This is a genomic window from Desulfosarcina sp., from assembly GCF_046496365.1.
Classification (GTDB): domain Bacteria; phylum Desulfobacterota; class Desulfobacteria; order Desulfobacterales; family Desulfosarcinaceae; genus Desulfosarcina.
In genome coordinates this window covers 47144-69980 of sequence record NZ_JAWOHB010000157.1, presented here as the reverse complement: position 1 = coordinate 69980, position 22837 = coordinate 47144, and the positions used below count along the sequence as shown (strand labels likewise).

Annotated in this window: 21 protein-coding genes; 16 read left to right on the top strand and 5 right to left on the bottom strand. The window is 58.5% G+C overall.

Translation table 11 applies throughout. From position 1 onward, the window contains the following. Positions 1–249: 249 nt before the first annotated feature. The gene (locus R6V78_RS16215; RefSeq protein WP_410290424.1) at positions 250–702 is read right to left on the bottom strand and encodes an Hsp20/alpha crystallin family protein; all 453 of its coding nucleotides are present in this window, start codon (positions 700–702) and stop codon (positions 250–252) included. 229 nt (positions 703–931) lie between these two features. On the opposite strand from R6V78_RS16215, the gene htpX reads away from it, so the two are divergent. Next, entirely contained in the window at positions 932–1873 is a 942-nt protein-coding gene (gene htpX, locus R6V78_RS16210; RefSeq protein WP_410290423.1) for a zinc metalloprotease HtpX, read from the top strand. Between the two features lie 9 nt (positions 1874–1882). Here htpX and R6V78_RS16205 read toward each other — a convergent pair whose 3' ends face one another. Further along, on the bottom strand, positions 1883–2107 hold the full coding sequence (locus R6V78_RS16205; RefSeq protein ID WP_410290422.1) for a hypothetical protein: 225 nt from the start codon (positions 2105–2107) through the stop codon (positions 1883–1885). Between the two features lie 122 nt (positions 2108–2229). Between R6V78_RS16205 and R6V78_RS16200 the strand changes: the two genes are divergently transcribed. Together R6V78_RS16200 and R6V78_RS16195 are read left to right on the top strand one after the other, a co-directional pair. After that, the gene (locus tag R6V78_RS16200) at positions 2230–4191 is read left to right on the top strand and encodes a dynamin family protein (protein WP_410290421.1); all 1962 of its coding nucleotides are present in this window, start codon (positions 2230–2232) and stop codon (positions 4189–4191) included. Next, positions 4188–5957, top strand: coding sequence for a GTPase (locus R6V78_RS16195; protein ID WP_410290420.1), 1770 nt, complete (start codon positions 4188–4190; stop codon positions 5955–5957). The genes R6V78_RS16200 and R6V78_RS16195 overlap by 4 nt, the downstream gene beginning before the upstream one ends. 91 nt (positions 5958–6048) lie before the next feature. Here R6V78_RS16195 and R6V78_RS16190 read toward each other — a convergent pair whose 3' ends face one another. After that, positions 6049–6876, bottom strand: coding sequence for an aminotransferase class IV (locus R6V78_RS16190; RefSeq protein WP_410290419.1), 828 nt, complete (start codon positions 6874–6876; stop codon positions 6049–6051). 218 nt (positions 6877–7094) lie between these two features. On the opposite strand from R6V78_RS16190, the gene R6V78_RS16185 reads away from it, so the two are divergent. The 3 genes from R6V78_RS16185 (at position 7095) to R6V78_RS16175 (ending at position 10738) form a co-directional block, all read left to right on the top strand. Continuing rightward, positions 7095–7607, top strand: coding sequence for a GNAT family N-acetyltransferase (locus R6V78_RS16185; protein WP_410290418.1), 513 nt, complete (start codon positions 7095–7097; stop codon positions 7605–7607). Between the two features lie 67 nt (positions 7608–7674). Then, positions 7675–9597, top strand: coding sequence for a YgiQ family radical SAM protein (locus R6V78_RS16180; protein ID WP_410290417.1), 1923 nt, complete (start codon positions 7675–7677; stop codon positions 9595–9597). Positions 9598–9622: 25 nt separating this feature from the next. After that, positions 9623–10738, top strand: a complete 1116-nt coding sequence (locus R6V78_RS16175; protein ID WP_410290416.1) for an aminotransferase class I/II-fold pyridoxal phosphate-dependent enzyme — start codon at positions 9623–9625, stop codon at positions 10736–10738. Between the two features lie 494 nt (positions 10739–11232). On the opposite strand, the gene dfsP is transcribed toward R6V78_RS16175, so the two are convergent. Further along, positions 11233–11907: a DUF166 family (seleno)protein DfsP gene (gene dfsP, locus R6V78_RS16170; RefSeq protein WP_410290415.1), complete on the bottom strand. Its 675-nt coding sequence runs from the start codon at positions 11905–11907 to the stop codon at positions 11233–11235. A 351-nt stretch (positions 11908–12258) separates the two neighbouring features. Between dfsP and R6V78_RS16165 the strand changes: the two genes are divergently transcribed. The 8 genes from R6V78_RS16165 (at position 12259) to zupT (ending at position 19665) form a co-directional block, all read left to right on the top strand. After that, positions 12259–12684, top strand: a complete 426-nt coding sequence (locus R6V78_RS16165) for an iron-sulfur cluster assembly scaffold protein (protein ID WP_410290414.1) — start codon at positions 12259–12261, stop codon at positions 12682–12684. Positions 12685–12879: 195 nt separating this feature from the next. Beyond that, positions 12880–13401: an RsbRD N-terminal domain-containing protein gene (locus R6V78_RS16160; protein ID WP_410290413.1), complete on the top strand. Its 522-nt coding sequence runs from the start codon at positions 12880–12882 to the stop codon at positions 13399–13401. A 166-nt stretch (positions 13402–13567) separates the two neighbouring features. Then, the gene (dsrM, locus tag R6V78_RS16155) at positions 13568–14611 is read left to right on the top strand and encodes a sulfate reduction electron transfer complex DsrMKJOP subunit DsrM (protein ID WP_410290412.1); all 1044 of its coding nucleotides are present in this window, start codon (positions 13568–13570) and stop codon (positions 14609–14611) included. 17 nt (positions 14612–14628) lie between these two features. Continuing rightward, a complete protein-coding gene (dsrK, locus tag R6V78_RS16150; protein WP_410290411.1) occupies positions 14629–16251 on the top strand; it encodes a sulfate reduction electron transfer complex DsrMKJOP subunit DsrK in 1623 nt (540 codons plus the stop codon). A gap of 3 nt (positions 16252–16254) precedes the next feature. After that, entirely contained in the window at positions 16255–16641 is a 387-nt protein-coding gene (gene dsrJ, locus R6V78_RS16145; protein ID WP_410290410.1) for a sulfate reduction electron transfer complex DsrMKJOP subunit DsrJ, read from the top strand. 3 nt (positions 16642–16644) lie between these two features. After that, the gene (gene dsrO, locus R6V78_RS16140; RefSeq protein ID WP_410290409.1) at positions 16645–17430 is read left to right on the top strand and encodes a sulfate reduction electron transfer complex DsrMKJOP subunit DsrO; all 786 of its coding nucleotides are present in this window, start codon (positions 16645–16647) and stop codon (positions 17428–17430) included. Positions 17431–17437: 7 nt separating this feature from the next. Next, the gene (gene dsrP, locus R6V78_RS16135; protein WP_410290408.1) at positions 17438–18595 is read left to right on the top strand and encodes a sulfate reduction electron transfer complex DsrMKJOP subunit DsrP; all 1158 of its coding nucleotides are present in this window, start codon (positions 17438–17440) and stop codon (positions 18593–18595) included. 164 nt (positions 18596–18759) lie between these two features. Further along, the gene (gene zupT, locus R6V78_RS16130; protein WP_410290407.1) at positions 18760–19665 is read left to right on the top strand and encodes a zinc transporter ZupT; all 906 of its coding nucleotides are present in this window, start codon (positions 18760–18762) and stop codon (positions 19663–19665) included. 31 nt (positions 19666–19696) lie between these two features. Here zupT and R6V78_RS16125 read toward each other — a convergent pair whose 3' ends face one another. After that, positions 19697–20158, bottom strand: a complete 462-nt coding sequence (locus R6V78_RS16125) for a putative molybdenum carrier protein (RefSeq protein ID WP_410290406.1) — start codon at positions 20156–20158, stop codon at positions 19697–19699. Between the two features lie 391 nt (positions 20159–20549). Here R6V78_RS16125 and aroB point away from each other — a divergent pair, with 391 nt between their 5' ends. Together aroB and R6V78_RS16115 are read left to right on the top strand one after the other, a co-directional pair. Then, positions 20550–21584, top strand: coding sequence for a 3-dehydroquinate synthase (gene aroB, locus R6V78_RS16120; protein WP_410290405.1), 1035 nt, complete (start codon positions 20550–20552; stop codon positions 21582–21584). Between the two features lie 132 nt (positions 21585–21716). After that, positions 21717–22829, top strand: a complete 1113-nt coding sequence (locus R6V78_RS16115) for a DUF3524 domain-containing protein (RefSeq protein WP_410290404.1) — start codon at positions 21717–21719, stop codon at positions 22827–22829. The last annotated feature ends 8 nt before the right edge of the window (positions 22830–22837 follow it).

Here is a 22837-nt window from a genome sequence, read left to right as displayed (position 1 = left end):
CTCATCGATCAGGTGGACCGATTCACCTTTCATCACCACCAATGGCAACACCATTTTTGTGAACAGGGTCGCATCGTACAGCGGAAGGATAGGCAGAACTTTCGGAATATTGTCCGTGTTGTAGTCCATGGATGGTTTTTTTTCTTGCATGACGCCCTCCTTAAAGGGTGTGTATTGGATGCGGCAATCTGCCGCCCGTGCCTGCGGACAAGGCGGCCGATCCGCCCGATGGTTTTTGGGGACATGGTGCTACTCTTCGCTGATGTGGATTTTATGCACCTTGTCCAGCCTGAGTTTGGCGATCCGGATTTTCAGAAGCCCGTTTGTGAAGGTTGAGGAGACCACCTCCGTGTCCACGGGGGACGGCAGATAGAGGATGCGCTCGAACCGGCCGTACTGAATTTCGGCTAGTCGGTAGGTGCCGTTGGGCACCCGGGACATCTCTTTGCGGATGCCGGACAATTTCACTGCACGGGAGTTGATCTCCAGCTCCAGGTCGTCTTTCTCTACCCCGGAAATCTCAGCCCAGATCATTATTTCTTCCGGGGTTTCGAAGATGTCCATTTGCGGCGTCCAAAGGTGTTCCCGGGATGAAAACATGGGATTGACGGGTCGTGGTCTGAAAATTTCCTGGATGGTTTTTCCCAGACCCTGGCCGGTGGGATCAAAATTGCCTCCGAATTTAATTTTGATGTAGTCCATGGTGTTTCCCCGAACCTGTTCGCTGTTATGGGTGTAATGCGGCTTACTTGGCTTCGACGACTTGCTGAATTTAGCACCAAAACGGGAGGTTGTAAAGCGACTAAGGCGGAATATCCCGGCCCTGTTGCCTTTACACGAAACGGTGTTATATTTGAACTCCAGTGTGAGGACGGAAAACGGGTTGTTTTTTTTGTTACGGGATAGACCGCGGAAAAAGGAGCAGACACAAATGGGCAATCAGCTCAAGACTACGCTTTTACTGGCCGTGATGACGGCTTTGATCATGATTGTGGGCAACCTGTTGGGGGGGCGCCAGGGAATGATGATCGCCCTGGTGCTGGCCGCCGGAATGAACTTTATCAGCTACTGGTATTCGGACAAGATTGTTCTCAAAATGTATCGTGCGGTCGAAGCGACGCCCCAGCAGTCGCCTGAACTCTTCGAGATGGTGCAGACCCTGTCCCGTCAGGCCGGTCTGCCCATGCCCAGGGTGTATATCATTCCCAAGGATGCACCCAATGCCTTCGCCACGGGGCGCAATCCGGAAAACGCCGTGGTGGCCGTCACCCAGGGACTGATGGCGCTCATGGACCGGCAGGAGATCATGGGGGTGCTGGCCCACGAACTGGCCCATGTGAAGAATCGGGACATTCTCATCGGCACCATCGCCGCCACCATGGCCGGGGCCATTATGATGCTGGCATCCATGGCGCGCTGGGGCGCCATTTTCGGCGGCGGGCACCGGGACGATAACAACGGAGGCGGCATGGGCGCCATCGGCATGATTGCCATGTCCATCATCGCCCCCATCGCGGCGATGGTCATCCAGATGGCCGTATCGCGCTCCCGGGAGTACCTGGCCGACGCCACCGGCGCCCGGATCGCCGGAAATTCAGAGGGACTGGCCCGGGCCCTTGAAAAATTGGGGGCCTATTCCAGGCGCATTCCCATGGATGCCAATCCCTCGACGGCCCACATGTTCATCGTCAATCCGCTGTCCGGCAAAAGCCTGCAAAGTCTTTTCTCCACCCACCCTCCGGTGGAGGAACGCATCAGCCGGCTGCGGGGCGTCCGACCGACCGACGGCCCCTCAACGCTTGCGCCTCCCCGGGGCGGCGATCGCCAGCGGGCCGCCGGCAGGGCCTTCTGGGATAATTTGAAAGGCAAATAGACAAAGGGGCTAGGGGCGGTCCCTTTTCTCAGGTTCGCCACGGTGGGGGTCGCGACAGCGAAGCGGGTCCGGCTCGCAGGAATTGGTGTTCGGGCAGCGGCATACCTGGCAGCGGTTCTCGTCGCACCACTGGCAGGAGAAGCATGAACTGCAAGGGTGTTTTTTTTGCATCTGACCGGCGATGTCCGGCAGGTAAACCTTGCCTGCCAGGCCGGAGACCCTGGTCCAGGCCATGGCCGCCCTTCCTTTGTTTGCCTCGGTTGTGTACAAAGATGGGAACGGGATGTGACTTGTCAACCGTATCATGACCCCTCGACTGGGTATTCCGGCTGACCGGGAAAGGAGACCGCTTCCAGGTGGAACCCCCCTATGATGACGGCACCATCGCGGCCGTCAACACGCTGAAGGCGGATGCCGCAGCACTGGCCGATCTGATGGCGCTGGACTCCCGGGCAGCCATTGCGGTGTGGAAACAGGCGGTTGAGACCCGTCTGCTGCCCAGGCTGATACCGGACTTTCCCCTGGTGGCGGCCATCTGCGGCGGTGGTTCCTCGGGCAAGTCCACCCTGTTCAACGCCCTTGCCGGCGAAGCGGTTTCCCCCACCGGCGGCCGGGCGGGCATCAACCGCCGGATTCTGATTTCGCTGAGTGCTTCCCACCGGGATACCTCCGGCATTGCGCAGGCCCTGTTCGAGCCCTTTGGCTGCGGGCCCCGGCAGATGACCGACATGGACCAGCTGACCACCCCCGGCGACCCGCTGCTGCATTACGGGACCTTCCTGCCTGCCAGTTTGGCGCTTTTGGACACCCCCGATTTTGACACGGGTTCCGGGGGCAGCTACCGCAACCGGGAGATGGCCGAACAGTCCCTGCGTGCGGCCGACGTACTGATCTATATTTTTACCAACGCCAATTATAACAACCGCGACAACACCGATTTCATCGCCCGCATGCTCACCGCCGTGGGTACCCGCGACTGTTTTCTGGTTTACCGGGCCTATCCGGCCTTTACCCGGGCAGAAGTCCTGGAACATGCCGGCACGGTGGCGCGGAACCTTTACGGCGACCGGGCGCAGCAACATGTGCTGGGCATCTACCGCGCCAGTGAAGACAACCGGGTGGCTGCCGGACAGGCGCCCATGACAATTGTGCCGGTTCAAGCGGGTCGGCCCGGCCTGATGGAGGCCTTGGCGCAATTGGATCCCCGCCGCGTAAGAGGTGAGCTTCACCGCTCCATTTTCAGCGACGTGATCCAACAGGGTCGCGGTTTTCTCGAGGAGGCCCGGCAATCCAGAGGTCATCTGGCGCTTTATCTGGACAGTCTGCGTACGGCGCAGCGGCGCAGTGTCCAGGATGCCCTGGGGCGCCTGCCCATGGATGCGGTGGTGCGGCGGTTTTCGGAGATCTGGCAGGCTACCGATCCAACCCACGTCAAGATCATGCGTAAAACCGGACGGGTAATGGAGACCCCGGTCCGTCTGCTGGTGCGGGCCGCCACCTGGATCGGCGGGGGCAGCGCGCCCAAAAACGGACTGCCCCCCAGCGGTGATATGGCGGCGGCCATGGCGGCCGATCTCATCCGGGCGGCCAACGGCCTGCGCAATGCGGCGGTGGATCCGGAGGTCGTGCTGCATTTGTCTGCAACGGATCCGGCTGCCGGCCCCCTGCGGGAAGCGCTCCAACAGCTGACTGGAGAATCCGAGGCCTCCTTCCGGCGCACTGACACGGGCAAGCTTACGTTCCGGATCCCCCTTCATCCAGCCCTGGCCGGAACCCAAGCGGCGCTTCGCAGTCAGAACTGGGCGTCGGCTGTTGAAGACATGCTCTCCCGACAGGAGGCCCTGCTCGGCCTCACCAGCCAGCTGGAGGCCGAGCTGCAGCGGCTGGCCCAGGCGCAGCGCACGCGCATGACAACCTTTGATCAGCTCAGGCAGACGTTTTCAGCCATGCTGAACATCATTCCCGCCACTGCGGCGGTAACCTACGTCCTGCACACCGGGGATCCCGTGGGGGCCGTCGGCATCAAAGTAAAGCTGGCCGGCCTGTTCGGTCTCAACGACCTATATGCCCTTGTTGCCATCCCGGCCACGGCCGGAATGAAAAAGGCGGATCTGAAGCAGTTGGAAGCGTTGCTCGGCCCGGTTGCCCGGGCCTGGCTGACCCACAAGTTAACGGCCATCGAGGCAATCTTTGAAGAGAAAATTACCGGAACACTGCTGCAAGAGGGACGGATCAAGGCGGAACAAGCGGCAGGACGGATCGCGTCGATGGCGGAAAGCCTGGCCCGCTGCGGCCGAGCTCTGGAGAATACAGCATGATGGATGCACAGATGGCCAGACTGCGGGCCATGGGAGCGCTGGAGACCATCCGCACGGACATTCTGGGGCTTGCTGAGACGCTGGCGGGCATCCCGCTGTGGCGGCCCGCCGCAGGCCTGCGCAAGGCCTGTGAGGAGGCCCTTGTTATGCTTGGCCATCTGGTCGAGCGCTTCGACCGCAAGCTGGTGGTCACCCTGGTGGGGCCCAGCGGGTCAGGCAAATCCACCCTGCTCAACGCCCTGGCCGGCGAAGACAACCTCTCGCCGTCAGGCCATCGCCGACCCACCACCGAACGTGTGGTTGTGGTTTGCCGCCGCAGCACCGACGCCGGGCAGCTGGTGGACAAACTGGGCCCGGAAGATGTTCGCGTGCATTTCCGTGCAGCGGTCGAAGCCCTTGAAAATATCATTCTCATCGATACACCGGATACGGACAGCACCCACCAGGACCGGCACATTCCCATCATTCACAAGGCTATCGGCCTGTCCGACGTGCTCGTGTGTGTATTTGACGGGGAGAATCCCAAGCGGCGGGACCATACGGATTTTCTGGCGCCATACGTGCGGTTGTTCAGCGGCGAGAGTCTGGTGGTGGCGGTCAACAAGTGCGACCGGCTGGCCGAAGCCGAACTCAGTGAGACCATTATGCCGGAATTCAGCCGCTATATCCGCGAGGCATGGTCAGTCGAGCCGGCTGCGGTTCTATGTGTCTCCGCCCGCAGCCACCTCCGGCAGCCCGGCTGGGATCCCGAGGCGCGGCCCAAGCACGACCGTAACCAGTTCGATCAGCTGCGGCAGATGGTTGTCGGCACCTTCAACCAGCCCGGTTTTTCCGTCGACCGCCGGCTGGATAACGCCCGCAGCCTGTGGACCTACCTCCAGCAATCCGTTCGGACGGAAGCGCAACGGGAAGTGGAACGGCTTCACGCGGCGACCGCAAAGATGGCGGCAACCGAGGCCGAAGCCATGCAGCAGGCGGTTGCGGCTTTCAGGGGAGATGGCGTGCCACTCACCCCGGGCATCAACGTCCGCCTTTACCAGCAGCTGTCCCAGCGCTGGCTGGGGCCCGTGGGCTGGCTGGTGGCGCTCTGGACACGGATTCTGGTCTTTGGCACCGGCATTGCCTCGCTTTTGCGTTTTGGCAATCCGGTGCGGCAGATTGTCGGTGCTGTTTCCGCCGTCAGGCATTTGGCGGATTCCAAAAAGAGCGTGGATGCGGCTGACCGCGGGACGGGAGCCGGCATGGCCCTTCTGCGCTACGACAGCACCATTGCCCGTACCTGGCCCGATATCGCTGAAATGCTGATCAAGTCGCGCTTTGCCCCGGCAGTGCGCGAAGCCGGGCGTGCACCGGGTTACGGGGAGGAGATCGGGCAGCATCTCTCCCGGATCTGGAACGATGCCCTGGAAGCGGAGCTGGCGCAGGCCGGTCGGCGGCTGAGCGGCGGGCTGCTGCAGCTGGTTTTCAATCTGCCGGTGCTGGCTGTGCTGGGTTATACCGGCTGGCTGACGGCGCTGAACTTTTTTTCGGGCAGCATTCTTTCGGGTGACTTTTTCCTGCACGCGTTCTGGACGATTGTTCTCGTCCTGCTGCTCAGCTTTTTTCTGCTGCAGGGGGTAATCCGTCTGGCGGCGGGAAAGGAGCGTCTGCTGGAGCGTGTTTTCGCCCGGGTTCGGGAGGCGGTGGACCAGGGTCACAACCTGGCCGGGAACGCCGTCTGGCAGCAGGCGAATCTGATTCTGGGACTGGGGGGGTCAGGAAATTAGGAGCGGGGGATTGGGTTGGTGTAGGGGCCAAGCCCCCAATCCAGCATCCCTCGCTTGGGAATCTTTGCATTCGGGCGGGCACGCCCCGCGGCTATTTTTTTTCCGTATGCCGTTTCATCTCGGCCATGAGCTGCAGGGTCCGTTGGCCCGGCCGCCCGTCTGCGATGATGCCTTCATCCACCTGGATTACCGGCACGAGCCCCTTGCTGGTTCCGGTGATGAATACCTCCTCGGCTGCCAGCAACTCGGTGCGGGAAATGTCCCGGACATCGATGGGAAACAGTCCCTCGGCCAGCTGCAGCACCACCTTGCGGGTGACGCCGGAGAGGATGCCCCGTCCGGGGGTCACCAGCTTGTCCGCGATGAAAGCAAAGATGTTGGAGGTGGTGCACTCCAGGGCCAGGCCGTTGCGGTCGATGTACAGGGCCTCGATGGCGCCTTCGGCGGCGGCTTTTTTAAGGGCCAGGCTGGCCGAGATGTAGTCGATGCTCTTGGCGCCGGGAATCGGGCGCTCCACCTCCCAGGAGATGATCTTGACGCCCCTGGTGTACCAGTGATCGGGCAGTCGCGGCACCGGAGACACCAGCACCAGCAGCCGGGGGCTGCCGGACGGATTCATGAAATCCGTGCTGGATCCGCCGGTGACCACGATGCGGATGTTGGCTTCGGGGATATCGTTCCTGGCCAGGGTCTGGTTGACCACCCCGGCGATGTCGTCGTGGGACCAGGGCAGGCTGAGGCCGATTTTGAGGGCCGAGGTCTCCAGCCGGTCGATGTGGGCGTCCAGAAAATAGGGTTTGCCGTCATAGGTGCGCAGCAGGTCGAATACGCCGATGCCGCGCAGGATGGCTAGGTCGTCCACCGGGATGACCGCCTTTTCCGCCGGCACGAACTCACCGTCGATGTAATAGATTGCCACAAAAACCTCCCACGGGCTGGATACAAAAAAATGCCTACGAATCTCCTGTTACACCATCGGATTAAGGGGCTCAAGGGATATCCTCAAGATCCGGTCTATTCCGGATCGAGGTTCGGATCGAGGACCAGGGGACCTTTTTCCTTAAACGGCAGGCTTGTTTTGACAGGCGGCGCGAATTGAATTATGTCCTCGCGGACTGCACGAACCGAAAGGGCCCAATGACAGCAAAAGAGAGCGACGTGCCGATGGAATCGGTTGAAATTGTAGAGGCGGACCTGAATCGCAAGGATCATCAGAAAATGGTGCTCGACCTTATCGATGCCTACGCCAGGGACCCCATGGGCAACAGCGGCCCCTTGCCGGCCGATGTAAAAGAGAATTTGATTCCCGGGTTGAAAAAACATCCCACCACGCTGATTTATCTGGCATTCGAAAAAGGTGAGCCGACCGGCATTGCCGTTTGCTTTGTCGGTTTTTCAACCTTTGCGGCCCGCCCGGTGATCAATATCCACGATCTGGCTGTTCTGCCCGGCCGCCGGGGCGGGGGTGTCGGCCGGCAGCTGCTGACCGCGGTGGAGTGCAAGGCACGGGGGATGGGATGCTGCAAAGTCACCCTTGAAGTCCTGGAAAACAACCATCGGGCGATGAAGGTATACGCCGCGGCGGGTTTTGCCCAGGCCACCTACCGCAATGACGCCGGCGGGGCGCTTTTTTTTGCCAAGCAGCTGTAAAGCGGGGATCGAGCAATTTGTTCGGGTTCGGCTGAACCTGAAGGCCCATCCAGAAACTGGGACTGCCATGCAAAATGACTTCCTGCCCATGTCGAGATCGGAGATGCGCCAAAGGGGCTGGGCTGAACTCGATGTCATCCTGATCACCGGCGATGCCTACGTGGACCATCCGGCCTATGGGGTGGCCCTGATCGGCCGGGTATTGGAATCCCGAGGGTACCGGGTGGGCGTCATCGCCCAGCCTGACTGGCGTACGGTCGAGGCGTTCAAGCGCCTGGGGCGGCCAAGACTTTTCTTCGGCATCACCTCGGGCAATGTGGATTCCATGGTGGCCAATTATACGGCCAACAAGCGACCCCGCCGAAAGGACGATTTGGCACCGGGCGGCAAGGTCGGACTGCGCCCCGACCGGGCCCTTGTCGTCTATGCCAACCGTGTGCGCCAGGCTTTTAAGGCGGTTCCCGTTGTGATTGGCGGAATCGAGGCCAGCATGCGCCGGCTGGCCCACTATGACTACTGGGACAATCGCGTGCGGCGATCCATTCTATTCGACGCCCGGGCCGACATGCTCGTCTACGGTATGGGTGAGCGCCAGGTGGTGGCGATCGCCCGCCGGTTGTCGGAGGGGGAGACCATCGACGGGCTCGATACCATTCCGGGAACGGCGGTCATCCGCAAGGATCCGCACGTTTCAGGTGAATTCCTCGCCATCCCCTCGTACGAGGCGGTCGCCGACGACCCCGAACTGTTCAATCGGGCCTTTAAACTGTATTACGGGGAACAGAATCCGGTCACCGCCCGGCCGGTGGTTCAAGCCCATGGCGACCGCTATGCGGTGGTCAATCCGCCGCCCATGCCGCTTTCCCCGGCTGAACTGGACAGCATTTACGAACTCGACTACCGGCGCGGATGGCATCCGATCTACGATGCCGCCGGCGGTGTCCAGGGGTTGGAGACGGTGCGGCACTCCCTGGTCACCCACCGTGGCTGCAGCGGTGAATGCAACTTCTGTTCGCTCTACTTTCACCAGGGACGCATGGTTCAGAGCCGCAGTGTCGATTCCATCGTTGACGAAGCCCGGCGACTGGCCCGGGACCCGGCTTTTCGGGGAACGATTACGGATATGGGTGGTCCTACCGCCAACCTCTACGGCGCTGACTGCCCGCGCTGGGCCAAGCGGGGCTTTTGCCGCAACAAACGCTGCATGGTTCCCCGGACTTGCTCCAGCCTTGATCCCGGCTACGCAAAAAGCCTGCCCCTGTACCGGCGCATCCGGGCGATCCCGGGAGTCAGGCATGCCTTCATCGGCAGCGGATTCCGCCACGACCTGTTCGGCGACAACGCTACGGATGCCTGTCTCGAAGAGCTGTGCCGCTTCCACGTCAGCGGTCAAATGAAGGTGGCGCCTGAGCACGTGTCAGAGCCGGTGCTCGCCGCAATGGGCAAACCGCCCCTAGCCGCCTACGACGCCTTCGTCAACCAGTTCAACCGCATCAACCAACGCCTGCCTGCACGGCGATACCTGGTCAACTACTTCATCAGCGCGCACCCCGGTTCAACCTTGAAAGATGCTCTGGAGATGGCTCTCTATCTGCTCCAGCGGGGCATGCACCCCGAACAGGTCCAGGACTTCATCCCCTTGCCATTGACCCTGTCCGGCGCCATGTACCACACGACGCGTGATCCGCTCACCGGCAGGCGTCTGTATGTAGCCAAAACCTTCCGCGAGCGCAAGATGCAGCGGGCCCTGGTTCAGTATGGCAACCCGTCCAACCGGCAGCTGATCCGTGACGCCCTCAAGGAGTTGAAGGCGGAGCATCTCGAATCGCTTTTTTTCAGGGCAGCCGGGGGAAATCCATTGCGAAGATCCACAGCCTCCGGACGTCAGAGATCGGCGCCAACCGGCTCGCAACCGACGGCGGCACCCAATTTCGCCGGACGACGAATCGGAAGCACTACCAATGTGGCCCGGACAAAACGCCGTCGATAAACTGAACACTCCCAAGGAAAACGCAATGCAACTGCCCCCCTTCCAGCTCGAACGCTTTTTCGCCCGCTACGAGTTCAATGTTCGCCACCTGCTGTGCAGTTCGGATTGTGAATCGGTGACCGTCAACGACCTGCTCGCTTACGAGGTGGGCGCCGGCAGCGCCCTGGAACGCCTTTGGCTGGGTTACACCGAGTCGCGCGGGGCACCGGCGCTCAGACAGGAAATCTCGCGTCTTTACGATGCCATCGGATCGGACCAGGTGTTGGTGCACACCGGCGCCGAGGAGGCCATTTATCTGTTTATGCATGCCGCCCTGACCACCGGGGACCATGTAATTGTTCATGGGCCCTGTTATCAATCCTTACACGAAGTGGCCCGCAGCATCGGATGCGAGGTGACCTTCTGGCAGGCCAGGGAAGACCAAGGCTGGCGGCTTGACCTGGATGACCTGACGGGTCACATCCGGGCGGCCACACGGGCCGTCATCATCAACACCCCGCACAACCCAACCGGCTGGCTGATGCCTCGGGATGAATTCTGCCGGCTTAACCGGATGCTGGACGAACGGGGAATACTGCTCTTTTCAGACGAGGTCTACCGGGAATCGGAATATTCGGTTGGCGATCGACTGCCGGCCGCCTGCGATCTCAGCGAACAGGCGGTGTCTCTGGGTGTCATGTCCAAGACCTACGGCCTGCCGGGCCTGCGCATCGGCTGGGTAGCCACCCGCAATGCCGACATCGCCGACAAGATGGCTGCCCTCAAGGATTACACGACCATCTGCAACAGCGCGCCCAGTGAGTTTCTGGCAGCGATCGCCCTGCGCCATCGTCAGCGGCTGGTCCAGCGTAACCTGGGCATCATCGCCGCCAATCTGAAGATTCTGGACGCCTTTTTCTGGCGCCATGACACCACCTTTGCCTGGGTGCGGCCCACGGCGGGCCCCATCGCCTTTGTCCGCCTGACCGGCAGTGCGGTCGACACCTTCTGCCACGAGCTGGTCAATCGCCAGGGCGTGCTTCTGCTGCCCGGCAACCTGTATGGCGACGGGGGCAACCATTTCCGTATCGGATTCGGCCGGAAGGACATGCCGGCGGCGCTTGCGGCCCTGGAACAGTTTGTCGTCTCGTGGAATCCGTAGGGCGGGTCGCCCCAGCGGGCCGCAGGTATTGTGAAATTATTTGCTACTGTGAAAATAATATCCCATATTTTATGGTTTTTTTTTCCATCTGGCCGATGGGCTTACGCGCACATAAATCGGTAACATTTTGAATCCGTTGGCATACATAAAAGTGATCCCGATCGGTATGTTAATTGCAGACGTTCTTGTCGATGGTGGATCGTTTATTGCGGTCGGAACCAGAACCAACTGACTCGCCTGGTGTTTAACGATGCCTGCAGGAATAGACAGGACCATAAATGAATGCTGCTGAAGCAATGAGAGTGGGAAAAATGATTCTTATGGACAACTGCGGACGGCGTCTGGGAGACGATCGCCGCTCATATTCCTACAGCAACCACATCCCTGAACGCCGATCCGACCAGGACCGGCGGTCCGGCCAGGACCGCAGAAGAAAATCCCGCCGGCCCTGATTGCGGCCAATCGCCCCGCAGACCTGCAAACCGCCAGCCTGATTATTCATCACGGCCGCTCTGTGCTTTTTTCAACGCCGCCACCAGCGCCGCGCGATGCAGGTCTGCGGCAAGGTGGACCGGACTTTTTCCCCAGATGGGGTCCCAGTTTGACGGATCGGCCGTGCAGAAAAACTGGGTGTCCAGTCCCATGCGCACCGGTGCTTCCTCAACACGGTAACCCGTTATGCGCTGGGCCGCCTCCCAGGTGGCACCGCAGGGTGCGCCGCGCAGCACCATGACCGCGCTGATTCTTCCGGCCTTTACCGTGACATCGAATTCGGGAGCGCCAAAGCAACGGCTATAGGGTCCAAGCTCCGGATGGCGGGCCAGGGCGCAGCAGACCGGTGGGGTGTGCGTGCCTGCCACGGTGGTTTTTTTACCGGAGGCCACAATCGGGATGCCCAGCCGCTGGCACAGCAGGGCCAGGTCATGGGACAGGTCGGGGTGTTTGAGAAAATCCAGCACCAGGTCCGCTTCGATGGTGTGCGGCAGGTATTCGGAGGCATCGTCCACCACCGGGGGCAGGGGCTGGCCGATGGTGACCATCGTTATGTCGAACTGGTTTTTGCCGTATCGCCCAATTCCTTTGACCTTGCTTTCTCCCCGTCCACCCTGCTGGAAGACGAGGATTTTCATGGGACGGTCAAAGCTGCAGATGTTTGGATTCGCAATCATGGCTGGTTTTCCCAATGGCGTATTCAACGGCGATTGAAGGACAAAGATCGCACAAGCGATCGGCGGTTTTTCGATGGTGACGGATACCATCCCAAACTGCCGCGGGCAAGGAATTCTTTGCATGCGCCATGAATGGATGCATCCGACATGGCGTGCGTATGATGGCGAGCCGGTTTTAGTCGAAGGCGTTCGAACTTATCCCTGGCCGGCAACGTTGGCAAGCAATATCATTAATAGGTAAACATCGCAAGTGTTTATATGATTCCATCCCACCCGTATTGACAAAGCAGCCAACGCCTTTTATGATCCGCCACCAAAAACCCCCTGGTCCCAATAAGGAGCACTGACCCCATGGATGCGGAAAAGGAAACTTCGGACTTCTGGCAGGAGCACTCCCTGACCTTTCTGGAGATGGCTTTTCGAACGGACCACCGCGAACGACTCGAAAAACCTGACGGATACGGCAAAAAGGTTGGGGACTGCGGCGATACGGTGGAGTTTTTCATGAACCTCGACGGTGCCGTCATCAGCACCTTGGCCTACGATATCAACGGCTGCCTCAACACCAACGCCTGTTGCAATGCCGTGGTTGCCTTGGTTGCGGGCAAGGCGGTGGATGATGCCTGGGAGGTTACCCCGGAACAGGTGGCCGGTTTTCTTGAATCTCTCCCCCAGGATCATTTCCACTGCGCCGAACTGGTGGTGGGCACCTTGTACCTGGCTCTGGCCAATGCCCGGGAAAACCGTCGCTTTCCATGGAAAAAAATGTACCGCTGATCGCCGTCAATCGGCGCGCAGCGGCTTATTTTTCCTTGACAGAAAATGGCAAGTTGACTATAGGTTCGACTTTGAATTCGGCTTATTTCCAGCCGTTGTGCAGGTTTTCCACCGCAACAATCCAAACGTAAAAGCTGAGGCAGCCATTTCAGCACTCGTGGTTGGTTCACGGGCGCCACCGGAGTGAAACCGTAGATGAATTCAGCACAAGCAGTGGCGGCCAAAAAACAGGAGATCCTCAAACGCTGGTTTCAGATCACGGTTGACTCCTATCCAGTCGACACAGCGCGTTTTCTAAAAAGTCAGAAAGATCCGTTTGCCAATCCGGTGGGACAGACGACCTACCAGAGCCTCGCTGCACTGGTGGATGCGCTGATTGCAGGCGCCGGGCGTGAGGTAATGATCCCGGCCCTGGATCCCCTCCTTAGAATCAGGGCCGTTCAGTCCTTCACTCCCTCCAAGGCCACAGAATTTATCTTTTCCCTGAAGTCCATCATCCGGCAGCACCTGCCGAATGCTGGCGGCGATGCGGGTGTGGACCTGAATGACCTCGACCGGCGGATTGACGAGATGGCCATGGCGGCATTCGATATATACATGGCCTGCCGCGAAAAAATATATGAACTCAAGGCGACGGAGTCCAGAAAGCAGTTTTTCGGTTCATTGAAACGAGCAGGATTGATTGTTGAAACCGAGGCAGACGGGCCCGGTTTCTGAAACTTCCCTTATAATCTTTCGATTCAGGCATCCGGCAGCGGCTCCGAATTTGCCGCAAACCCCTTTTCGGGAGGGTTGCGATGTCACTGGTGGCATCGGACCAACTGCGGGGAGGTGGTTGCACAAATTTTAATCTGCCGGAGGCCAAGGAGTGAGGTGCGGTTCGATGAATAAAAATTACATGGTTAGCCTCATAGCGGTTATCGTGCTGTTTCTGGCCGCTTATGTGGGGACGCAGCAGGGGGTGGGCCTGCAGGTGGTTTTCGGCATCATTATACCCTATCTGGCAGTGATCCTGTTCGTTGTCGGTTTTGCCCGCCGTGTAATGGGATGGGCCCGTTCGGCAGTGCCGTTCCGAATTACCACCACCTGCGGACAGCAGTCGTCCATGCCCTGGATCAAGCAGGCCAAGATCGACAACCCGTCGTCAACCCTTGGCGTCATTATCCGGATGTTTTTAGAAATTGTCACCTTTCGATCCCTGTTTCGCAACACGCGCATGCAACTGAACGGCGGCACCCGGCTGACCTACCAGTTGGAGCTCTTCCTCTGGATCGGAGCCCTGGCGTTCCACTATGCCTTTTTTGCTGTGATTGTCCGGCACCTGCGGTTTTTCACTGAGCCGGTCCCGTTTTTTGTCACCCTTGTGGAACAGGTAGACGGCTTCATGCGCATGGAGGTGCTCTACGATTCCGTTCAAGCGGGCCTTCCCGGGGTCTACATGTCCGGCCTGGTGCTGTTCGCCGCAGCACTTTACCTTTTCCTGCGCAGGGTGATGATCTCACAGGTTCGCTACATCTCCCTGGCGGCCGATTTTTTCCCGCTTTTTTTGATTATGGGGATTACCCTTTCGGGTCTCTTCATGCGCTATGTTTCCAAAACCGACATCGTTGCCGTCAAGGCGCTGACCATGGGGCTGGTGACCTTTCGTCCCACCATTCCCGAGGGCGTCAGCGGCCTGTTCTTTGCCCACATGTTTCTGGTTAGCATTCTTCTGGCCTATTTTCCGTTCAGCAAGCTGATGCACCTGGGCGGGATCTTTCTCAGCCCCACCCGGAACATGACCGGCAATACCCGGCAGGTTCGGCACGTGAACCCCTGGAATCATCCTGTCAAGGTTCACACCTATGAAGAGTACGAAGACGATTTCAGAGAAAAAATGGTCGAAGCCGGCCTGCCGGTCGTTAAAATGCCCGAAGAACAGGCCTAAGGAAAAAGGAGCAGATAATGGCAGATGAGATGATCAAACCCGACGAGCTATTGTCACAGATAGATTATCGTCCGTCCGCCGCCGGTTGGATGGACACGCCCGTTGATATCCGCAAGGGGATGTATTGCTACGCCTCCAATCCCAAGAGCGTCGAAACCCTGGGCCTACCCAATGCGCGGCCCTGGAACCCGCTGGAAGACGACTGGAAGCTTCCGGAAAACTGGCAGCAGATTGTTTACGAGGGTTTTCGCGAACGTCTGGACAAGTTCCGATCCTTCAAGGTGTTCATGGACATCTGTGTGCGCTGCGGCGCCTGCGCCGACAAGTGCCATTTTTTCATCGGCACCGGTGATCCCAAGAACATGCCGGTGCTGCGTGCCGAATTGCTGCGAAGCGTCTACCGCAACGATTTCACCACCGCCGGCAAGATTTTAGGCCGGTTGGGCGGCGCCCGACCCATGACCCTGGATGTTCTTAAGGAGTGGTGGTACTATCTGTTCCAGTGCTCCGAATGCCGGCGCTGTTCGGTCTATTGCCCCTACGGCATCGATACCGCCGAAATCACCATCATGGGCCGGGAGATCCTGAACCTGCTGGGCCTGAATATCGACTGGATCGCCACCCCGGTGGCCAACTGCTACCGCACCGGAAACCACCTGGGAATTCAACCGCATGCCTTCAAGGACATGCTCGATTTTTTTGTCGACGACATCGAGGAGATCACCGGTGTCCGGGTGGCCCCTCCGTATATGGAGAAGGGCGCCGACATCCTTTTTATCACCCCGTCGGGTGATGTGTTTGCCGATCCGGGTACCTACACCTGTATGGGCTACATGATTCTGTTTCACTACCTCAAGGAAAAATACGGCCTGAGGATCACTTGGAGCACCTACGCCTCTGAGGGCGGCAACTTCGGTTTCTTTACCTCCCACGAGACCATGAAACGACTTAACTCCAAGATGTACGCCGAGGCCAAGCGTCTGGGTGTCAAATGGATTCTGGGCGGCGAGTGCGGGCACATGTGGCGGGTGATTTCCCAGTATATGGACACCATGAACGGCCCGGCTGACTTCCTGGAAGCACCGGTCAACCCCATCACCGGCACCAGGTTCGAAAACGCCAGTTCGACGAAGATGGTTCACATCGCCGAGTTTACCGCCGATCTGATCAAACACGGCAAGCTGGAGCTTGACCCCGGCCGCAATGACAACAAAATCATCACCTACCATGATTCCTGCAACCCCTCCAGGGGCATGGGCTTGCTCGACGAGCCGCGCTATGTGCTTCGGAACGTGGCCAATAATTTCTATGAAATGCCGGCCAACACCATCCGGGAACAGACCTTCTGCTGTGGCAGCGGTGCCGGTCTCAACGCCGGTGAAAACATGGAGCTGAGGATGGCCGGGGGCTTTCCGCGGGCCAACGCAGTAAAGTATGTGCATGAGCAATTCGGTGTCAACATGCTGGCCTGTGTCTGCGCCATCGACCGCGCGGCACTGCCCGCATCCATGAGTTACTGGGTGCCGGAGGTCGAGGTGACGGGTCTTCACGAACTGGTGGCCAACGCCCTTATCCTGCCCGGTGAAAAGGAAAGAGAAACTGACCTGCGCGGCGAACCACTGCCGGGAATGGAGGAGTAGCCGATGAAGGATAAAAATAAGATTCTCGCGGGGCTGGTTGTCTTTATCGCCATCATTACTTTTCCCTTCTGGTTCAACCTGGGAAAAGCCGCCCCCGCGCCGGAGCTGGAACTGACCGATAGAGCCAAAGCCGCCAAGACCTGCGTCATGCCCACGGCATACATGACCACGGAGCATATGCGGCTGCTGGACGTGTGGCGCCACGAAGTGGTCAGAAACGGGGAGCGCATGTTCGTCAACGCCGAGGGCAAGCTCTTCAACATGAGTCTTTCCAACACGTGCCTGGACTGCCATTCCAACAAGGCGGAGTTCTGTGACCGGTGCCACAACTATGTTTCAGTAAGCCCCTATTGCTGGGATTGCCACATAGATAACCCAAAAGGAGAATAAGGGATGAAAAACAGCAGAAGACGCTTTCTTCAGATAGCTGGCGTTTCCGCGCTGGGTCTTGGGGCAAAACCCGTACTCAACGCCTTTGCTGCAGGAGGGGCTGCGGGGCCCGGTTTCCATGTGGCCCAGGGAGAGAGTGCCCTGGCGGCCAAACAGTGGGCCATGGTCATTGACACCCGCAAGCTTCAAACCGCCGCAGACCTGGAACCCATCATCGAGGCCTGCAACAAGATCCACAACATTCCCACGGCCATCGAAAACAAAAACCACGAGGTCATGTGGATATGGGAAGCGCACTACCATAACGCCTTCACCGACAAAACCAATAATTTCCTCAACGAAGAGGTGGAGCACCGACCATTTCTGCTGCTGTGCAACCACTGCGAAAATCCTCCCTGCGTGCGGGCCTGCCCCACCCAGGCGACTTTTAAGAACGCCAACGGCATCGTCATGATGGACTTCCACCGCTGCATCGGCTGCCGCTTCTGCATGGCGGCCTGTCCCTTCGGTGCACGCAGCTTCAATTTCAGGGACCCGCGTCCCTTCATCGAAGTCAACAACAAGGAATTCCCCACCCGCATGAAGGGTGTGGTTGAAAAGTGCAACTTCTGCGCAGAGCGCCTGGCAGTCGGCAAAATGCCCGCCTGTGTGGAGGCCTCCAACGGCGCCATGGCCTTCGGTGACCTGTACGATGAGCATTCGGAGGTTCGGGAACTGTTGAAGGAAAACTACACCATCAGGCGGAAACAGACCCTGGGAACAGAGCCGTCCGTCTACTACATCGTGTGAGGTGAGCATGCTTGAATTAGCCGTAAAAGGAAACAAATGGTACTGGGGATGGGTGGTCGTCCTGCTGGGTATCATCGGAGCCGGCTTTGGAATCTACCTGCTTCAGCTCAAGTTCGGTCTGGGTATCACCGGAATGAGCCGGGACGTGTCCTGGGGCTTTTACATTGCCAACTTCACCTACCTGGTCGGTGTGGCCGCCGGAGGCGTGATGGTGGTGCTGCCCTATTATCTGCATGACTATAAAGCCTATGGCAAGATTACCATTTTGGGTGAATTCCTGGCCATCGCTTCAATCGTCATGTGTCTGCTCTTCATTCTGGTGGACCTTGGGCAGCCCATGCGGGCGCTCAATGTTTTGTTGTACCCGACGCCCAACAGCGTGCTGTTCTATGATGCCATCGTGCTCAACGGCTACCTGTTCCTGAACCTGGTGATCGGTTGGAATGTGCTCGAAGCCGAGCGCAACGGTGTGCACTACCAGCGCTGGCTCAAACCGTTGATCTACATCTCCATCCCCTGGGCGGTCAGCATCCACACAGTGACCGCCTACCTGTACTGCGGCCTGCCGGGACGTCACTTCTGGCTCACGGCCGTACTGGCGCCGCGTTTCCTGGCCTCGGCCTTTGCCGCCGGACCGGCCCTGTTGATTCTGCTGTGCCTGTTCATCCGGCGCTACACCAATTTCGATCCGGGCAGGCAGCAGATTCAGACGCTGGCCAAGACTGTGGCCTATGCCATCTGCATCAACGTCTTTTTCTTCCTGTGCGAGGTTTTTGTGGCCTTTTACAGTCAGATCCCGGGCCACACCACCCACCTCAAGTACCTGTTTGTGGGCCTGCACGGCCATGGCGCCCTGGTACCCTGGATGTGGGCTTCCATGATCCTCATGGCTACGGGCATCGTGTTGACCGTCACACCGGCTACCCGCAAAAACGAGACATCCCTGGCCATCGCCTGCATCGTGATCATCATGGGAACCTGGATCGACAAGGGCCTGGGCATGATTTCGGGCGGTTTCGTGCCCAACCCGATGCACGAGGTCAACGAATACATACCCACCATGCCGGAAATCGGCATTACCCTGGGCGTATATGCCATGGGTGCGCTGGTCTTGACTGTTCTCTACAAGATGGCCATTGGCGTCAAGGAAGAGGTCCACGGCTGATCATTTCGCTGACGTTTAAAAATGAAATGGCGGGTGAGTCTACCCCGCCATTTCATTTTTCTCCCGTTTTTTCAATTTAAAACCCTTTTCATCGATGACCTTTCAATTTCCTGGACCGCAACAACGGATTTGTCCGGTTGCCGCCTGTCAGAAGGCGCATAGAAATGAATGAAGTCTGGATGGCATTTGGACTCACCCTGTTTGCAGGCATGGCAACCGGCATAGGCAGCGTTGTCGCGTTTACGGCAGAGCGGACAAACTACCGCTTTCTCTCGATCGCAACCGGGTTTTCGGCGGGCGTCATGCTTTATGTCTCCTTTGTCGAGATCTTTTTCAAGGGCGTGGAATCGTTAACCGCCCAGTATGGTGATTATTGGGGACACTGGGTCAATGCCGCGGCTTTTTTCGGTGGAATTTTTTTAATCGGCCTGATCGATAATTTAATACCGGCTGCTGATAACCCGCATGAAACACCGTCTGAGGATGAAACGGCACCGCTCCACGATCCATGTGCGCCGGTACCGGCGGCCTATTCAGGCCTCCCGGAAAATGAGTGCATGTTGATTTCAAAGTTGCACGAAGATGAAACGCGTCACAAAAAGCTTATGCGAATGGGGCTGTTCACGGCTCTGGCAATAGCCATTCACAATTTTCCCGAAGGGTTGGCCACCTTTTTTGCGGCCCTGGAAGATCCGGCGCTGGGTGTCGCCATTGCCGTGGCGGTTGCATTACACAATATCCCCGAGGGTATCAGCGTGTCGGTGCCAATCTTCTACGCCACCGGCAATCGGAGAAAGGCCTTTATCTTTTCGTTTCTCAGCGGTTTGGCTGAACCGTTGGGGGCGGGCGCCGCTTACCTGGTGCTACGGCTGTTTGTCGGCGGCGACACGAACGCCATACCTTCCCAGCTAATGGGAATTTTATTTGGAGGTGTCGCCGGAATCATGGTCTATATCAGTCTCGATGAATTGCTGCCCACAAGCAGGGCCTACGGGAAGGGCCACGACAGCCTGATTGGCCTTGTGGCGGGAATGCTGGTGATGGCAGTGAGCCTGCTGTTGATGAGATAGCCTGATGAGCTGCAGGCAACGGGTTTATGGGTCATTTCAGGGCGTGGGTCATGATGTTGAGGGTCTCCATATAAATGGCCGGGTCGTGGCTGGCCCGGGGGCCGGCCACATTGAGGGTTTCGATCCGATTCATCTCAATCCACGAGGCAATCAGCGAACCGGCATCCGACGATCGTTGCAAGAGGGTCAGGTCGATGTGCAGCAGGTGTTTGCCGTGTTTTAATGCCATTTTGCGGGTATAGTCGGTGCCGCCTGTGGGGCTGCCGCGGGAGATGAGCAGGGTCCCATCCGAATCGGTAACATTTTTTTCCGTGCGCGCTGCATATTCGTCCGTGGGCATTTCCTGCAATCGATAGTGGGCGGGCAGGCTGCCGTCCTCGGCCAGGCGCCCTTTGGGAAGCCACCCGCCGTGGGCGATGCCCCTTTGCATGGCGACGTCCAGGGCCGCACGATCGACACCGGTCTGACCTCCGGAGATTATCTTTTTTAACATGCCGTGATATCCTCTGCTGTTAACGAAGCGGTCTCACAAAATCCTATTTTGGCTCAATCTCTGTGTTTCCAATGCTGCCGTCAGCATAACCCAAAGCGGCTTTGGGGGCAAGTCAACTATCAGACCAGCAACCGACCGTCCATATGGACCAGGCAATTTGAGACAATCGATTTTCATCCCTTCGGTGTCTCAGCCAAGCCTCCAGCGCAGCGTATGCTTCACGGTTTGCAGCGGAGAGAATTCCACGTTCCACCAGAATCGACAGCAGACCGGACAGCGTATGGGATCGATTTACCGGTTTGGCTTTTCCATCCGATTCGAGTGTGCTAAGGGAGATGCAAACAGTGGGAGCTGCCGGTTATTTCCTGATATTGTCAATGGCGGTGTGTTTATGAAAAAATTAGTGGTGAAGGCCGCGTCAGGATCCTCGCAAATCCTGGTGGGAGAGTCGCTGGACAATCTGGGGCGGTATCTTGATGCGCGCCGCACGGTGATCATTACTGACGATACGGTCAAGGGGCTTTACCAAAATCGGTTTCCCGTCTGCCCGGTCATTTCCATCGGCTTGGGTGAGAAGATCAAAACCCTTGAAACGGTGGCTGCCGTCTTCGGCCAGCTGGTCGACCTGGAGGCGGACCGCTCCACATTTCTTTTGGGGATCGGGGGGGGGATCGTCTGCGATATCACCGGATTCGTGGCTTCCACTTACATGCGGGGGATACGTTTTGGATTTGCCGCCACCACATTGCTGTCGCAGGTGGACGCCAGTGTGGGGGGAAAGAACGGGGTCAACTTCGGCGGGTACAAGAACATGGTGGGGGTATTCAACCAGCCGGATTTCGTTGTCTGCGACCCGGCGATGCTGAAAACCCTGCCTGTCCGTGAGATCCTTTGCGGTTTTGCCGAGATCATCAAACACGCGGCCATCGCCGATTTTCGCATGGTGGATTTTCTGGATAATCACCGCGATGCCGCTTTGGATTTAAATGACGCCATCGTTGCGCATCTGGTCTACCGGTCGGTGGAGATCAAGGCGGGTGTGGTCACCCGTGATGAACGCGAACGCGGCGAACGTCGCAAATTGAACTTCGGCCATACCTTCGGTCATGCCATTGAAAAACTCACCGGCATTCCCCATGGCGAGGCGGTGGGTATCGGCATGGTGCTGGCCGCCAAGTTGTCCGTGCAGAAAGGACTGCTGCCACCTTTTGGCGCCCGGCGCCTGGAGCGGCTCGTCGAAAGCTACGGGCTGCCTGTGCTGCCACCGATGGATGCCCCATCCCTGTTCACGGCAATGCGCAAGGACAAAAAACGGGAAGGGGCCCGAATCCATTTTGTCTTCCTGGACGCCTTGGGCAGCGCCCGTGTTGAAGAGATTCCCTTCAATGAACTTCAACGGTCGGTCAATGCGCTCAAAGTGAGATAGACGCGCTGAGGATCAAGCGTTGACCTCGGATCGACCCTCGCAGGGCATCCGGATGCCTTCTTCAGGCGCGCGTGGACCATCCAAAAGCCGCAGAAAGCTGGCACCACCTATCTTCGATGAGGCGCTCAAGCGATGCGTTTTCTGTTTCTCGAACCCTTTTACGGCGGTTCGCATCGAGAATTTGCCGATGGCTTGGCGGCTCATTCCTGCCATCATATCCAGCTGGAGACACTGCCCGCACGGTTCTGGAAATGGCGCATGCGCGGCGCCGCACTTCACTTTATCCGTTCCGTCGGGGACCTTTCCTCCTTTGACGGTATCATTACCACCGGTTTGATGAGCCTGTCCGATTTCACCGCGCTGTGCGGCGGCCGCCGTAAGCCGACACTGGTTTATCTGCATGAGAATCAGCTGACCTATCCCCTGGCGCCCGGCGAGCAACTCGACTTGCAATTCGGCTTCACCGACATCACCACGGCCCTTTGTGCGCACCGGGTCCTGTTCAATTCCAGTTTTCATTACGATCAGTTTTTCGCCACGCTTCCCGGTTTCATCGGCAGGATGCCCGATCTAAAACCTGGCTGGGTGATTGAATCCATCCGCCAGAAAGCCGGTGTTCTCTACCCGGGATGCCACTTTGATGCAGGTCATCAGGAACCGCCGCCGCTGCCTCCCGGGCCGCCCCTGATCGTCTGGAACCACCGCTGGGAGTTTGACAAGAATCCGCAGGCCTTTTTTGCGGCCCTTGACCAGGTGGACCGAAAGGGCATTGATTTCCGCCTGGCTCTTCTGGGCGAGAATTTCCAGGCCGAACCCTGCGAATTCACGACTGCCAAATCCCGGTTCGGCGCAAAGATAATTCATTGCGGCTATGTCCAATCAAAAGCCGATTACGTGGCTTGGCTCAGGAGGGGTCATGTCGTGGTCAGCACGGCAATTCAGGAGAACTTCGGTATCGCCATGGTTGAGGCCATGCGACATGGTTGCCTGCCGTTGATGCCCCATCGGCTGGCTTACCCGGAAATTCTTCCCAAAGAGTTCCACGCTGCGTTTTTATACCGCAACACAGATGACCTGGGGGATCGACTGGCAACGCTGCTGCTTCACCCGGATCGTTTTAGGCCCCATCGGACGGTGCTGGCGGACATGATGGCCCGTCATTCCTGGGCGTCGGTCATCGGGCGGTATGACCGGGAGCTGGAATCGTTGGCAGGTGCCGGTGGTGGGAGGGCGGATGCCCGGTGACAGAAGTC